The organism is Nocardia lasii, from assembly GCF_042658545.1.
GTDB lineage: Bacteria > Actinomycetota > Actinomycetes > Mycobacteriales > Mycobacteriaceae > Nocardia > Nocardia lasii.
Map to the genome: position 1 here is coordinate 430340 of NZ_JBHSQN010000002.1, position 14151 is coordinate 444490.

The following is a 14151-nucleotide window of genomic DNA, read 5'->3' on the forward strand; positions in this document are numbered from 1 at the left end:
CGCGATCAGCCCGGTTCGCCGTCGCCCCCGGTGATCCCCCACACCTGGCCGGTCACGTAGCTGCTCTCCGCCGACGCGAGCGTCACGTACACCGGCGCGATCTCGACCGGCTGGCCCGGACGCCGGTAGGCCACCTCGGCGCCGAATTCCTCGACCACCGACTGCGGTTGGGCGCCGCTGACCTGCAACGGCGTCCAGAACGGCCCCGGCGCGACCGAGTTGACCCGAATCCCCCTGGGCAGCAACTGTTTTCCCAACCCCCGGGTCATGTTCGCGATCCCGGCCTTGGTCAGCGCGTAGTCGATGAGGATCTTGTTCGGATCGTAGGCGTTGCGCGAGGTGGTGGTGATGATGGCGCTGCCCGGCGCCAGGCGGGGCACCGCCGCTTTGATCAACCAGAACAGCGCGTACAGGTTGGTTTTGAGGGTCCAGTCGAACTCCTCGGTGCTGAGTTCGACGATGTCGTCGCAATAGTGTTGCCGCCCGGCACAATTGACGACGATGTCGAGCCCGCCCAGCCCCTCGGCCGCGTCCTCGACCAACTTCGCGCAGAACTGCTCGCTGCGCAGGTCACCGGGCACCGCGACCGCCACGCGGCCCGCCGCGCGGATCAGCTCGACGACCTCGTCGGCGTCGCCCTGTTCGGGGTGGAGGTAGTTGATCGCCACGTCGGCGCCCTCGCGGGCGAAGGCGATGGCCACCGCGCGCCCGATGCCGGAATCGCCGCCGGTGATCAGCGCGCGTCGCCCGGCCAGTCGGCCGTTGCCGCGGTAGCTGGTCTCCCCGCAGTCGGGGCGGGGGTCCATCTTCGATTGCAGACCGGGCCAGGGTTGGGCCTGTTCGGCGAACGGCGGGGCCGGGTAGCGGGGGCTGGGCGCGGAACTGCTCATCGGGCACTCTCCTCGTAGGTCGTCCTCGTAGGGGCCACCCGAAAGGCTAGTCTCGCTGGGTGCGGCGCAAGATCATCCTCGACGTGGACACCGGCATCGACGACTCGTTGGCCCTGCTGTACCTGCTGGCCTCGGCCGAGGCCGAGCTCCTCGGCATCGCCGCGACGGCGGGCAATGTGCCCGCGGCGCAGGTGGCGGCCAACACGCTGGCGCTGCTGGACCTGGCGCAGGCGCCGCCGATCGAGGTCGCCCTCGGCGCGTCGGAACCGCTCGCGATCCCGTTGCGCACCACCGAGGACACGCACGGCCCGCAGGGTCTGGGCTATGCCGAACTGCCGGTCACCGCGCGCGAACTCTCGGCGCGCTCGGCGGCCCGGATGTGGGTGGACCTGGTTCGCGCGCACCCCGGCGCGGTGACCGGGCTGTGCACCGGTCCGCTGACCAATCTCGCGCTGGCGTTGCGGATCGAACCCGAGCTGCCCGTCCTGCTGGACCGCCTGGTCATCATGGGCGGCGCGTTCAACCATCCCGGCAATACGACCCCGACCAACGAGTGGAACATCCACGTCGATCCCGAGGCCGCCAAGGAGGTGTTCGACGCCTTCTCCGCCGCGCCCGCGGATCGGCGGCCGATCGTGTGCGCGCTCGACATCACCGAGACCATCGAGATGCGCCCGGCCCACCTGGTCGCCCTCGCCGAGGCCGCGGGCAGCACCCCGCTCGAACACGTCGCGGCCACCGACACCCCCGACTGGCGGTCCTGCGCGAGCAACCCGATCATCGCCTACCTCACCGACGCCGTGCGGTTCTATTTCGACTTCCACCAGCACTACGACCTGGGCTATCTGGCGCACATGCACGACCCGTTCGCCGCGGCCGTCACCCTGGACCCGGGGTTGGCGCGCACCCGTCCGGCCACCGTCGACGTGGAGTTGGCGGGCACCATCACCCGGGCCACCACGGTCGCGGACTGGGCGGGCATGTGGGGTCGAGAACCCAACGCCGACATCGTGATCGGCACCGATCCGGCGGTCTTCTTCGACCGTCTCGTCACCCGCGTCGGCGCCCTGGCCCGTCGCCTCTACCCGGAGCAGCCATGACCGTCGATACCGTCGCCTACCTCACCGATTTCCGCGCCCGCTACGCGCTGCCCGCGATCGTCGACGTGCACACCCATTTCATGCCCGATCAGGTCATGCGCAAGGTGTGGGCGTATTTCGACGCGGTCGGTCCGATGACGGGTCAGCCGTGGCCGATCACCTACCGCGACGACGAGCAGGTGCGGCTGAAAACCTTGCGCGACTTCGGTGTTCGCACCTTCACCTCGCTGGTCTACCCGCACAAGCCGCAGATGGGCGAGTGGCTCAACTCCTGGACCGCCGAGTTCGCCGCGCGCACCCCCGACTGCCTGCACACCGCCACCTTCTACCCCGAACCCGACGCGCCCCGCTATGTGCGCGCCGCGATCGACGCGGGCGCGCGAATCTTCAAGGTGCACATCCAGGTCGGCGCGTTCTCTCCCCTCGACCCGCTGCTGGATCCGGTGTGGGCGATCCTCGCCGAAACCCAGGTCCCGGTGCTGATCCACTGCGGATCAGGGCCCGCGCCCGGCGAATTCACCGGCCCCGCGCCCATCGCCGAACTGCTGCGCCGCTTCCCCACCCTGCGGTTGATCATCGCCCACATGGGTACCCCCGAGTACACCGAATTCCTCGACCTGGCCGAGCAGTACCCGCTGCTGCACCTGGACACCACCATGGTCTGGACCGATTTCAGCGAAGGCGGTGCCCCGTTCCCGGTCGCCGAACGCGAACGCCTGCTGCGGTTCGGCGACCGGATCCTGTTCGGCAGCGATTTCCCGAACATCCCCTACCCGTACCACGACGCGGTCGCCGCGCTCGAGCGACTCGAGCTGGGCCCGCAGTGGATTCGCGGGGTGTGTCACGACAACGCGGTCGCCCTGTTCGAGCTGTGAGGCTCAGGCCGGGATCTCCATGCCCTCGGCCAGCAGCGGCCACGAGTTCTTGAACGCCTTCTGCCAGTAGCCCCAGGAGTGGGTGCCCTGGGTGGACAGGTCGAAGGTGGCGGGGATGTCGAGGTCGGCCAGGCGCTGCTGCAGGTTCCTGGTGCACCAGTTGGTGGCGGCCTCGATGACGCCGCCGATGACGACCTGATTGGCCAGCCCGACCGGTCCCCAGGTGATCAGGTGGGGATCGCCGAGCTTGTCGAATTCGCCGGGCAGGCCGTTGCCGTTGGACACGTAGAGCTTGGTCCCGCGCAGGCCCTCGGCATGGACCACCGGGTCGTTGGCCGCCCAGGCCGGGTCGCCGGGCGGGCCGTACATGTTCGCCGCGTTGCCGCCGCCGGTCGCGACGACCACATCGACGAACCGCCTGCCGACCGGGTCGCTGATCTGGGCGCACCCGCTGTAGGCGGCGACCGAGGCGAACAGTCCGGGCCGGGCGATGGCGAGCTGGAGCACGGAGGTCGCGGTCATGGAGTTCGCGGCGATGGCGTTGCGGCCGGTCGTGTCGAACATGGTGTCGATGACGACGGGCAGTTCGTCGAGGAAGAACGTGCGCCACTTGTTCACCCCGAGCGTGGGATCGGGTGCGTGCCAGTCGGTGTAGTAGCTCCAGGCACCGCCGACCGGCATCACGACGTTGACGTTCTTGTCGGCCAGGAAGTCGACCACGTCGGTGTTGCGCGACCAGGTGGCCGTGTCCTCGCCGCCGCCCGCGCCGTTGACCAGGTACAGCGACGGCCGTGGCACCGAGGTGTCGGCGGGGCGCTGCACCGTGACCGCGACGTCGCGGCCCATCGCGGCGGAGTGGATCCGCACGCTGACCTGTCGACCGTCGACCGAGGTCACCTCGCCGCGCGAGCCGTCCTGGGTGACCACCCGGTGCACCACCGTGGTGCCGACTTTGGGCACCTCCGCGTGGCCGCCGCCCGCGCCCATCATGATCGCGCCCACTGCCACGAGCATCACCGAGACCGCCGTGCGGCACCGCACCGATCGCACCTCCATTCGGAAACAGACCACCCAGTGCGGTCGGACACATATCGGGGTCGTTCACAGGGGTGTTACCGCTCGCATACCGATTCGTCACCGAAGACAGGGTGACCTGGTCGCCGGCACAAGCTCAGTGCGCGATCTTGGAGGCGTAGACGGCGAGCCGGACGCGATTGTCGGTGCCGGTCTTGTCGAGGAGGTTGGCGATGTGGCTCTTGACGGTGCTCACGCCCAGATGCAGGCGCTCGGCGATCTCCTGATTGCCGTGGCCGTCGCCGACCAGGCGCAGGACGTCGAGTTCGCGGGGCGTCAAGTCGGCGGGCGCGCTCGGGACCCGCGGTGGCGCGTCGAGTGCGCGGGTGATCAGGCGGCGCAGGAGCGCGGGCGAGAACAGCAGGTCGCCGTCGACGGTGCGGCGGATCGCGTCGAGCAGGACCGCGGGCTCGGTGTCCTTGACGAAATATCCCGCGGCACCGGCCGACAGCGCGGGGAACAGGTGGTCGTCGTCGTCGAAGGTGGTCAGCACCAGCACTTTCGCGCGTGGGGCCGCGGCGAGGATCCGGCGGGTGGCCTCGACCCCGTCCAGGCCGGGCATGCGCAGGTCCATGACGACCAGGTCGGGGGCGAGTTCGGCGTGCAGGCGCACCGCTTCGATGCCGTCGGCCGCCTCGCCGACGACGGTGAGGTCGGCGGTGTCCTCGATGAGCATGCGCAGACCCGCGCGCACCAGGCGCTGATCGTCGACCAGCAGGACCGTGATCATGAGACCTCCGTAGCGCTGTCGGGCAGCCAGGCGCGCACCGTCCATGTCGCGTCGTGGTCGGCGCCGACGGTGAGGGTGCCGCCCGCGAGTTCGGCGCGTTCGCGCATGCCGACGATCCCGTGACCCGGTCCCGCCGGGTGCGCGCGAGCGCCGCTGACGATCTCGACGGTGATCCCGTCCGTGTCCCGCGCGATCCGAAACCACACCGGCACACCGCGATCCGCGTGCTTCATCACATTGGTCAGTGATTCCTGGACCAGGCGCAACAGGGTGAGTCTGCTGATCGCGTCGAGCCCGCCGAGCTCGGCGTCGACCACGGCCTCGACGGTGAATCCGGCGGCGCGGGCGCGGGTGAGGGCGGCCTCGACCTCGGTGGCGACGGCCTCGGTGTCGACCAGTGCGACGGTGCCCAGGGACGGATCACGCAGCGCGGCAAGGAGTCTGCGGATGTCGGCGAGCGCGTCTGCGGCGGTGCCGCGAACATCGTCGAGGACGGCGGTGACGCGCGGATCCTGCTCGCGCACAACATGTTCGGCCACCGAGATCCGCAGGATGATCGAGGCCATGTGGTGGGCGACCACATCGTGCAGTTCCCTGGCCATGGCGGCGCGTTCGTCGAGGCGGGTGCGGGCCTGCGCCTCGTCGGCGCGCTGGCGCAGGTTCCGGGCGAGGTCGCGCTGGCCGCGCAGGTACAGCCCGAGCAGCAGCGGCAGGCCCACATACGCGGCGGCCTCGACCAGGGTGGAGGCGCGTCCGATCGAGTTGTCGTGCACGCCGACCCGCCCGAGCGCGACGGCGGCGGCCCATCCCCCGGTGGCCACCACCACGATCGACCAGCGGTGCGTGCGCGCCACCACGTCGACCAGGGCCACCGCGCCGAGGTAGGGGGCCAGCCCGGACACGCCCCACGCGTCGGTGCGCAGCATCGGCACGGCCAGCGCCGAGAGCACCAGCGACACCGCCAGCGGCCACCGCGCCCCCGCCCCGAACACCACGGCCGCCGTCATGGCCAGCACCCAGTAGTGCGGGGGCACGCGGAACTGGCCCGGGTAGGTGCTGGCCAGCAGCAGGACCGGGATCACCACCAGCGGCAGCCACCGCAGCAGCCCTCGCCAGGGGTGGTGGGCGCGGTTGTCGATCACGTCCCCACGGTAGGTGAGTGGCTCGGACCGCTCCGGCAGGCGGTCGGCGCGTCTACCAGCGGCGGCACGGCTACTACCACGCGATCGATGCCACCGCAAGAGCCGTGCGGGCGGAATACACGGGGTCCGATCCGGCCGCGCGGAGGAGTCGCCGCCCGCGCGACCGGACGACGCTGGAGGTTCCCGCACAGAAGGAGTAGCACGTGGTCTCGCGACGAGGTTTTCTCACCGGACTGGCCCTGGCGCCGGTGGCCTACGCGGCCGGATGTTCGATCCGCTCGTCGACGCCCCGCGCGACCCGCCCGCTGCCCATCCCGCCGCTGGCCCCCTCGACCGTCGGCGCCGACGGCGTCCGCCGCTTCACCCTGCGCGCGCAGGCGGGCATCACCGAGATGGTTCGGGGCAGGCAGACGCCGACCTGGGGTTACAGCGGGTCGGTCCTCGGTCCGACCGTGCGCGCCCGCCGCGCCGAGCAGGTCGCCTTCACCATCACCAACGACCTGCCCGAGCCCACCTCGGTGCACTGGCACGGCATGCACCTGCCCGCGAAGTACGACGGTGGCCCGCACCAGATGATCGCGCCGGGTGCGGTGTGGGCCCCGGAGTGGACGATCCAGCAGCAGGCCGCGACGCTGTGGTATCACCCGCATCCGCACGGCGCGACCGAAAAGCATGTCCACCGTGGGCTTTCCGGGTTCTTCCTGATCGACGACGAGGCCGGGGACGCCCTGGACCTGCCGAAAGACTATGGCGTGGACGATATTCCGCTGGTGATCCAGGACCGCCGTTTCACCGCGATCGGCACACTCGACGAATCCGACATCACCGATGTGGGGTTGCTCGGCGACACGATCATCACCAACGGCATCGCCGGCGCCCACCTGTCGGTCGGTACCGAGCGGGTGCGGTTGCGGATCCTCAACGGTTCCTCGGGTCGGCTCTACAACCTCGCCTTCGATGACCGCAGAACGTTCCAGCTCATCGCCACCGACGGCGGGCTGCTCCCGAAACCCGCTGCGCTGGAACAGGTTCAGCTCAGTCCGGGTGAACGGGTCGAAGTGGTGGTCACTCTGAGTGCGGGCGAGAACGTCACGTTACGGTCGCTGCCGATCACCGACCGACGCGGCATCGACCGCGCGGCCGAGTTCGGCTTCGACGACACCCTCGACATCCTGACACTGCGTGCCACCGACCGGGTTCGCCCGTCCGCCGCGCTGCCCGCGGCCCTGGTCCCGATGCGCGCGCTCGCCGCCGCGAGCACCCCGCCGACCCGCGCGTTCGACCTGCAGTGGTTCATGATCAACAACCAGCGCATGGACATGAACCGCATCGACATGACCATCCCCGTCGACACCACCGAGGTCTGGACGGTCCGCAACAGGGACAACTGGCCGCACAACTTCCACGTCCACGATGTGCAGTTCCAGATCCTCGCCGTCGACGGAAACCCGCCTCCCCCAGCGCTTTCCGGCTGGAAGGACACCATCTACACCACCCCGGAGACCGTCTACACCCTGGCGATGCACTTCGCCGACCACACCGACCCCACCTACCCGTACATGTACCACTGTCACCTGCTCCACCACGAGGATCAGGGCATGATGGGCCAATTCCTGGTCCTCGCTCCCGGCCAGCACCCCGCGCCGATGCCGATGGATACGACGGCGCAGCCCGGCATGGGACACCACTGACCCTCATTCGATGCACGATCGCTTCACGGATCGCGATATGTGACTACAGTCGAGGCATGGGCATCGAGTGTTCTGACATCGTCGCGACACCAAGGGCCGACGTTTTCGCGTGGTTCGCTCGTCGCGGGGCGTTCACGCGACTGGCGCCGCCGTGGCAGCCGGTCACCCTGCTGTCCGAGTCCGATTCGCTGGCCACGGGGCAGGCGGTGCTCGGTCTGCCCGGCGGCCTGCGCTGGGTCGCCCGGCACGACCCCGCGCAGTACCTGCCGCCGGAGCGGTTCGCCGACGCGGTCGCCGCCGACGGGCCCGCCTCGGTTCCGATCGCGCGGCTGATGCCGTGGCGCCACGTGCACGAGTTCGCCGAGGTCGACGCCACCCACACCCGGGTGATCGATCGGGTGCACACACCCATCCCGGAATCGGTGCTGCGACCGATGTTCGACTACCGCCACCGGCAGCTGAGCAACGACCTGGCCCGCCACCGGGCCGCCGCCGAGGCCGGGTGGACGTCGAAGACGATCGCGATCACCGGCGCGTCCGGGCTGGTCGGCACCGCGTTGAGCGCGTTCCTCAGCACCGGCGGCCACCGCGTGATCCGCCTGGTCCGCCACCGCACGGGCGAGGCCGACGAACGACAGTGGAACACCGCCGCCCCCGCCGCCGACCTGCTCGCCGGGGTCGACGCCGTGGTCCACCTGGCCGGCGCCTCCATCGCGGGACGCTTCACCGCCGAGCACCGGCGCGCGGTCGCCGACAGCCGGATCGAACCCACCCGCCGCCTCGCCGACCTCGCCGCCGCCGCGGGCATCGACACCTTCGTCAGCGCCTCCGCCATCGGCTACTACGGCTACGACCGCGGCGACGAGACCCTGACCGAGCAGTCCGAGCGCGGCGACGGCTTCCTGGCCGATGTGGTCGAGCAGTGGGAGAACGCGTGCGAGCCCGCCGCGGTCGCCGGTGTGCGCGTCGTGCGCATACGCACCGGCATCGTGCAATCACCGCAGGGCGGCACCCTGCGCCTGCTCCGACCGCTGTTCTCGGCCGGTCTCGGCGGGCGGATCGGCGACGGCCGCCAGTGGCTGTCGTGGATCGGCCTCGACGACCTCGTCGACATCTACCACCGCGCCCTCTGGGACGCGGGCCTGGCCGGCCCCGTCAATGCCGTTGCCCCCCAGGCGGTTCGCAACGCCGAGTACACCCGCGTCCTCGCCCACGTCCTGCACCGCCCCGCCCTGCTCCCGGTCCCCGCCTTCGGCCCCGCGATCCTGCTCGGCAAACAGGGCGCCCGCGAACTCGCCGAGGCGAGCCAACACGTCCTGCCCGACTACCTCACCGAAGCGGGCCACACCTTCCGCACCGCCACCCTCGAGCCGACCCTGCGCCACCTACTGGGCCGCACCCAGAGCTGAACGACACCGGTCAGGACGCACACGATCATCGACCGAGGTCAGCGCAGCGCCTCGACCGCCTCGCTCAGACTGCCGATCCGCTCGACCCCCTCCGGCAGCACCACGACCTCCCACCCCGGTCCGGCGACCAGCACCCGCGCACCGGCCGCCACGCAGGCCAGCACCGCCGAGGTCAGGGCGGTCGACTCGCGCTGGGACCACAGCAGCACGGTCGCGGGGCCGGGGTGGCGGGTGAGCGCGCCGGACAGGGCGACGGTCGGAACGTCGGCGCCGAGCATGCGCGCACCGGTGCCTGCCTGGGCCAGGGCCGCGCGCAGCACGTCGAGGGGCAGCGAATGGGTTTCGCCGCTGGTGCAGGCGAGCAGGACGGGCGCGGTGCTGCGGGCGGTCGGGACCTGTTGCATGACGGCCGCGATCGACCAGGACAGCAGGTGCTCGACATCGATGCAGCCCTCGCCACCGCCCTGCCGGGCGACGATATCGGCGAAGGCGGGGCGGCACAGCGTATCCCAGGTCGCGACGACGCCGTGGGCGCGCACGTGCGCGTCGAGGCGGGCGCACACGGTGGTGGTGTCCAACGCGAACGCCGCGTCGAGCAGGCCGACCCGATCACCGAGGATCGGCGCGGGCCCGTGCGCGGCCGCGGCGGCACCGGCCGGACTCGCCCCGGCGGCGATCAGTTCGAGCATGTGCGCGAGGACGGCGATGTCGGCGTCGGTGTAGAGGCGGTGCCTGCCGGGCCGGTCCTGGGCGGGGCCGATGCCGTAGCGGCGGTTCCAGCTGCGCAGGGTCGCGGTGGGGACGCCGAGACGCTCGGCGACCGCGCGCACCGTGTATCCGGCCGCGGCGGGAGCGGGAGCAGAACCGGCGGGCATCGTGTCATTGTGCCCGCACCGGTCGGGCGGGCGCGTCACGGACCGGCTCGCGCGCGTCGAGAACCGCCGCGACCCGCCGCACCGACGGCCCTTCGACGACTCCACCGAGTGCATCGTCTCTGCATCATTTGATGCTAGCCTGAACACCACCGTCAATCGCGAGGAGTTCCCGTGCGTACCCGTTCCGGTCCGTGGACCACCGCCCTGCTGTTCGCCGCCGGTCTCACCGTGGCGCTGCCCGGCACCGCGACCGCCGCCCCGCCCGCCCCGGTGCCGAAGCTGGAACTCGACCGCTATCTCGGGCAGTGGCATCAGCTCGCCGCCATTCCGCAGCCGTTCAACCTCAACTGCGCCCGCGACACCACCGCCACCTACACCCTGGACCCGAACGGCGATGTCGGCGTGCACAACCGCTGCGGCACCTGGACCGGCGGCATCGACGAGATCCGCGGCACCGCGACCGTGAACGACCCGGTCACCAATGCCCAACTGCACGTGAGCTTTCCGGGCATCCCCGGCCAGGACAACCGCGCGGGCGACACCAACTACATCGTGACCGCGCTCGGCCCGGACTACACCTGGGCCCTGGTCACCTCACCGAGCAGGCTGTCCGGTTTCGTCCTCTCGCGCACCCCCGCCCTGGCCGCCGACACCTGGGACCGGATCGACGAGGCGATCAGGATCGCGGGCCAGGACCCGTGCGTGTACCTCACCTCCCCCACCACCGGCGGCCGCGAGGGTGTGACGCCGCTGTGCGCACGATGAGCGTCGCGATCGTCCTGTTCACCCGCGACCTGCGGGTGCACGACAATCCCGCGCTCACCGCGGCCGCGCGCACCGCCGATCAGGTGGTGCCGCTGTTCGTCGTCGACGAGGCGCTGGTCCCCGACCGCTGCCCGCCCAATCGCGCGCATTTCCTCGCCGCCGCCCTGGCCGAACTCGACAAGGAACTGCGCGCGCTGGGCGCCGCGCTGATCGTGCGGCGCGGCGCGGTGGTCGACGAGGTCGAGCGCGTGGTGCGCGAGACGGGCGCGACCACCGTGCACCTGGCCGAGGACGTGAGCCGCTACAGCGATCGCCGGGAGCGGGCCCTGCGCGAGCTCCCGAACCTCACGGTGCACCTGCATTCCGGTTCTGTCACCGCCACTTCCACCGAACTCACCCCGTCGACGGGCCGCGATCACTTCGCCGTGTTCACCCCGTATTTCCGCCGCTGGAGCGCCGCGCACCGCCGCGCCCCGCTGCCGCCGCCACGCGCACTGTCGGTTCCGCCGATCACGAGCGAGGCACTGCCCGACCCGCGTCGACTCAGCTCGGGCAGTCCCTCGCCGGGGTTGCGCGTCGGCGGGGAGTCCACCGGCCGAACCCTGCTGCGCGACTGGCTCGACGGCCCGATCACCGACTACGCCCGCGCCAACGACGACCTCGCCGCCGACGCCACCTCGCACCTGTCGCCCTACCTGCACTTCGGCTGCCTCTCCCCCACCGAGGTGGTGACCAGGGTCGATACGTCCACCGACGGCGGTCTGGCCTTCGCCCGCCAGCTGGCCTGGCGCGATTTCCACCACCAGGTGCTCGCCGCCCACCCCGAGGCCGCCTGGTCGGACTACCGCAGGCGCGTGGACAGCGGGCCCGAGGACGCCGGCGCCGTCGCCGCGTGGCGCGAGGGACGCACCGGCTATCCGATCGTCGACGCGGGCCTGCGCCAACTGCGCGCCGAGGGCTGGATGCCGGGACGCGCGCGCCTGATCGCGGCCAGCTTCCTGGCCAAATCGCTGCACCAGGACTGGCGGGTCGGCGCGGCGCACTTCCTGCACTGGCTCGTCGACGCCGACCTGGCCAACAACCAGCTCAACTGGCAGTGGGTCGCCGGCACCGGCACCGACACCCGCCCCAACCGGGTCCTCAACCCCCTGCGCCAGGCCGAACGCTACGACCCCGACGGCGCCTACGCGCGCCGCTGGCTGCCCGAACTGGCCCACCTGCCCGGTGCGAGCATCCATCGCCCGTGGCGCGCGAACGTCGATCGGGCCGACTATCCCGCGCCGATCATCGACTGCGTCGGCAGCTGAGCCGATGTCGCGCGAATCCGCGGCGATCCTCGCCCATCCGAACCCCCGAGCCCACCGAACTCCGTTGCGTCCAGAACCTGTGCGGCGCCCAGCCGCCTCGACGGAAGTGACGGAAACATCATGCGCGCTCTGCCAAGAACCCTCGTCGCCGCGATGCTGCTCGGCTCGGCTGTGGGCCTGGCCGCCTGTTCCGACGACGATTCGAAGTCCACCACCGCCTCGTCCTCCTCCGCGCCGATGACCTCGGCCGCGACCGGCACCACCGATTCCGCCGCCGCCGACGGCCTGGTCGGACCCGGTTGCGCCGAATACGCCGCCCAGGTGCCCTCGGGACCGGGCTCGGTCAGCGGCATGGCACAGGAACCGGTCGCGGTCGCCGCGTCCAACAACCCCATGCTGACCACCCTGACCGCGGCGGTCTCGGGCCAGCTCAACCCCGATGTCAACCTGGTCGACACGCTCAACGGCGGCCAGTTCACCGTTTTCGCCCCGGTCGACTCGGCATTCGCCAAGATCGATCAGGCGACCATCGATTCGTTGAAGACCGACTCGGCCACGCTCACCTCGATCCTGACCTATCACGTGGTGCCCGGCCAGCTCGCTCCGGCCGATGTCGCGGGCGCGCACAAGACGGTCGAGGGCGCGGACGTGACGGTCAGCGGCTCGGGCGACTCGTGGAAGGTCGGCGACGCGAACGTGATCTGCGGCGGCGTGAAGACCTCCAACGCCACCGTCTACATGATCGACAGCGTGCTCATGCCACCCGCGGCGTGATGTCGGCGACCCTCGCCTCGGGACCGCGACAGAAATTTCGCGGTGGCGCCCATCCGAACCCGAAGGCAGGACGAAATCCCACTCATGCTGATGCACGCAGGGGCTATCCGATGACGACTCCGGGCTCCGCACCGATCCATCTGCGATCGGTGCCAGAGCCCGCGCCCGCCTGCCCGGCCGGTCCGCGGCGCGACCATGCCGCCCAAGCGCGGCTGGTCACCGTGCTCGGCGCCGTCGCGGCGGGCGATCGGACGGCCTTCGCCGAGTTCTATCGGGCCACCAGCGCGCGGGTGTTCGGCCTGGCGTTGCGCATCGTGCGCAATCACGGCGCCGCCGAGGACATCGCCCAGGAAGTGTTCCTGCAGGTGTGGTCGTTGGCCGGGGACTACGACCCGGACAAGGCCAGTCCGATCGGGTGGCTGATGATGCTGACCCACCGGCGCGCGGTCGACCGGGTGCGCGCCGAGCAGTCGGCCACCCGCCGCGACATCGTGTTCGGGCACGCGCACCTGGGCTGCGACCACGACATCGTGGCCGAGGAGGTCACCCAGCGGCTCGACGAACAGTCGGTGCTGGACTGCCTGGACACGATGACCGCCCTGCAACGCGAAGCGGTGGCGCTGGCCTACTACGGCGGGCGCACCTACCTCGAGGTCTCCGAAACCCTCGCGGTGCCGTTGCCGACGGTGAAGAGCCGGATCAAAGACGGCTTGAAGAGGCTCGAGAACTGTTTGACCGGAGGGAAATCCCCATGAGCGAGACCGATCGGCGGACCCCCTGGTCGTGGCTGGACGAGGCCTACCCGTACGCGCTCGACGCGCTCGATCCCGCGCGCCGCCGCGAGGTCGACGAGTGGCTCGCGGCGGCCGGACCCGAGCGCGCGGCCGAGTTCCACGCCGCCGTGCGCCGCATTCAGGAGACATTGGCGCAGCTGAGCGTGTTCGACGCGGTCGAGCCGCCGGCCCGGCTGGAATCCGCGCTGATGCGCGCGCTGGACCGCCACGACACCCGGCACCGCCGCCGCTGGCAGCTGCGGGTGTTGTCGTTGGCGGCCGCGGTGGTCGTGACGGTGGGCGCCGGTGTCGGCATCGCGGTGGTGCTCGACCGCGCGAACGACACCCCGGCCACCGTGACCGCCCAGCAGGTCCTCGACCAGCCCGACAGCCGCGAGTCCTCGGTGGCGATCCCCGGTGGCGGCGCGATGCGGGTGTACCAGTCGACGACGTTGGGCGCGGCCGCGGTGTCGTTCGACGACATGCCCGCGCTGCCCGCCGACCGCACCTACCAGCTGTGGCTGGTGCCGCCGACGGGCACACCGGCCTCGGTCGCGGTGATGGACGGTCCCGCCTCGGTCGTCACCTCCGTCGCCACGGCCGACACCCTGGCCGTGACGATCGAACCCAGCGGGGGTTCGGCGGGCCCGACCACACCCCCGATCGTCGCCATGACCATCGGATGAGGAGGGTCGGCATGGTTGGCTCGCTCGACCTCACGCAACGCCACCCGGGCCGACTCGCGG

General features: G+C 71.1%; 14 protein-coding genes. 9 read left to right on the top strand and 5 right to left on the bottom strand.

What is annotated here, in order from left to right; genetic code table 11:
* Window positions 1–5: 5 nt before the first annotated feature.
* On the bottom strand, window positions 6–890 hold the full coding sequence (locus ACFP3H_RS05810; RefSeq protein WP_378600632.1) for an SDR family oxidoreductase: 885 nt from the start codon (window positions 888–890) through the stop codon (window positions 6–8).
* 59 nt (window positions 891–949) lie between these two features.
* On the opposite strand from ACFP3H_RS05810, the gene ACFP3H_RS05815 reads away from it, so the two are divergent.
* Window positions 950–1990, top strand: coding sequence for a nucleoside hydrolase (locus ACFP3H_RS05815; RefSeq protein ID WP_378600634.1), 1041 nt, complete (start codon window positions 950–952; stop codon window positions 1988–1990).
* Window positions 1987–2865: an amidohydrolase family protein gene (locus ACFP3H_RS05820; protein WP_378600636.1), complete on the top strand. Its 879-nt coding sequence runs from the start codon at window positions 1987–1989 to the stop codon at window positions 2863–2865. The genes ACFP3H_RS05815 and ACFP3H_RS05820 overlap by 4 nt, the downstream gene beginning before the upstream one ends.
* A gap of 3 nt (window positions 2866–2868) precedes the next feature.
* On the opposite strand, the gene ACFP3H_RS05825 is transcribed toward ACFP3H_RS05820, so the two are convergent.
* The 3 genes from ACFP3H_RS05825 to ACFP3H_RS05835 form a co-directional block, all read right to left on the bottom strand.
* Window positions 2869–3879 carry an alpha/beta hydrolase gene (locus ACFP3H_RS05825; RefSeq protein ID WP_378601606.1) on the bottom strand — a complete coding sequence of 337 codons (1011 nt, stop codon included), beginning with the start codon at window positions 3877–3879 and terminating at the stop codon, window positions 2869–2871.
* A gap of 157 nt (window positions 3880–4036) precedes the next feature.
* Window positions 4037–4669 (bottom strand): response regulator, encoded by a 633-nt coding sequence (locus ACFP3H_RS05830; RefSeq protein WP_378600638.1) that lies wholly within the window; start codon window positions 4667–4669, stop codon window positions 4037–4039.
* Window positions 4666–5811 (bottom strand): sensor histidine kinase, encoded by a 1146-nt coding sequence (locus ACFP3H_RS05835; RefSeq protein WP_378600641.1) that lies wholly within the window; start codon window positions 5809–5811, stop codon window positions 4666–4668. Before ACFP3H_RS05835 ends, ACFP3H_RS05830 begins: the two co-directional genes overlap by 4 nt.
* A gap of 203 nt (window positions 5812–6014) precedes the next feature.
* On the opposite strand from ACFP3H_RS05835, the gene ACFP3H_RS05840 reads away from it, so the two are divergent.
* Window positions 6015–7502 carry a multicopper oxidase family protein gene (locus tag ACFP3H_RS05840; RefSeq protein ID WP_378600643.1) on the top strand — a complete coding sequence of 496 codons (1488 nt, stop codon included), beginning with the start codon at window positions 6015–6017 and terminating at the stop codon, window positions 7500–7502.
* A 56-nt stretch (window positions 7503–7558) separates the two neighbouring features.
* Window positions 7559–8911, top strand: a complete 1353-nt coding sequence (locus ACFP3H_RS05845; RefSeq protein ID WP_378600645.1) for a TIGR01777 family oxidoreductase — start codon at window positions 7559–7561, stop codon at window positions 8909–8911.
* A 38-nt stretch (window positions 8912–8949) separates the two neighbouring features.
* Here ACFP3H_RS05845 and ACFP3H_RS05850 read toward each other — a convergent pair whose 3' ends face one another.
* Window positions 8950–9786, bottom strand: a complete 837-nt coding sequence (locus tag ACFP3H_RS05850; RefSeq protein WP_378600648.1) for a MerR family transcriptional regulator — start codon at window positions 9784–9786, stop codon at window positions 8950–8952.
* A gap of 171 nt (window positions 9787–9957) precedes the next feature.
* Here ACFP3H_RS05850 and ACFP3H_RS05855 point away from each other — a divergent pair, with 171 nt between their 5' ends.
* From ACFP3H_RS05855 to ACFP3H_RS05875, 5 genes are all read left to right on the top strand, one after another.
* Entirely contained in the window at window positions 9958–10551 is a 594-nt protein-coding gene (locus ACFP3H_RS05855; protein WP_378600651.1) for a lipocalin family protein, read from the top strand.
* Window positions 10548–11858, top strand: a complete 1311-nt coding sequence (locus tag ACFP3H_RS05860; RefSeq protein ID WP_378600654.1) for a cryptochrome/photolyase family protein — start codon at window positions 10548–10550, stop codon at window positions 11856–11858. Before ACFP3H_RS05855 ends, ACFP3H_RS05860 begins: the two co-directional genes overlap by 4 nt.
* Window positions 11859–11978: 120 nt before the next feature.
* Window positions 11979–12632, top strand: a complete 654-nt coding sequence (locus ACFP3H_RS05865; protein WP_378600657.1) for a fasciclin domain-containing protein — start codon at window positions 11979–11981, stop codon at window positions 12630–12632.
* A gap of 110 nt (window positions 12633–12742) precedes the next feature.
* A complete protein-coding gene (sigK, locus tag ACFP3H_RS05870) occupies window positions 12743–13387 on the top strand; it encodes an ECF RNA polymerase sigma factor SigK (protein ID WP_378600660.1) in 645 nt (214 codons plus the stop codon).
* On the top strand, window positions 13384–14091 hold the full coding sequence (locus ACFP3H_RS05875; RefSeq protein WP_378600663.1) for an anti-sigma factor: 708 nt from the start codon (window positions 13384–13386) through the stop codon (window positions 14089–14091). The genes sigK and ACFP3H_RS05875 overlap by 4 nt, the downstream gene beginning before the upstream one ends.
* Window positions 14092–14151 lie beyond the last annotated feature (60 nt).

Excerpts from the sequence above, each read along its gene's own strand:
- ACFP3H_RS05810 (WP_378600632.1), bottom strand. The coding sequence starts at position 890 with ATGAGCAGTTCCGCGCCCAGCCCCCGCTACCCGGCCCCGCCGTTCGCC.
- ACFP3H_RS05820 (WP_378600636.1), top strand. The coding sequence starts at position 1,987 with ATGACCGTCGATACCGTCGCCTACCTCACCGATTTCCGCGCCCGCTAC.
- ACFP3H_RS05825 (WP_378601606.1), bottom strand. The coding sequence starts at position 3,879 with ATGCTCGTGGCAGTGGGCGCGATCATGATGGGCGCGGGCGGCGGCCAC.
- ACFP3H_RS05830 (WP_378600638.1), bottom strand. The coding sequence starts at position 4,669 with ATGATCACGGTCCTGCTGGTCGACGATCAGCGCCTGGTGCGCGCGGGT.
- ACFP3H_RS05845 (WP_378600645.1), top strand. The coding sequence starts at position 7,559 with ATGGGCATCGAGTGTTCTGACATCGTCGCGACACCAAGGGCCGACGTT.
- ACFP3H_RS05850 (WP_378600648.1), bottom strand. The coding sequence starts at position 9,786 with ATGCCCGCCGGTTCTGCTCCCGCTCCCGCCGCGGCCGGATACACGGTG.
- ACFP3H_RS05860 (WP_378600654.1), top strand. The coding sequence starts at position 10,548 with ATGAGCGTCGCGATCGTCCTGTTCACCCGCGACCTGCGGGTGCACGAC.
- ACFP3H_RS05865 (WP_378600657.1), top strand. The coding sequence starts at position 11,979 with ATGCGCGCTCTGCCAAGAACCCTCGTCGCCGCGATGCTGCTCGGCTCG.
- sigK (WP_378600660.1), top strand. The coding sequence starts at position 12,743 with ATGACGACTCCGGGCTCCGCACCGATCCATCTGCGATCGGTGCCAGAG.
- ACFP3H_RS05875 (WP_378600663.1), top strand. The coding sequence starts at position 13,384 with ATGAGCGAGACCGATCGGCGGACCCCCTGGTCGTGGCTGGACGAGGCC.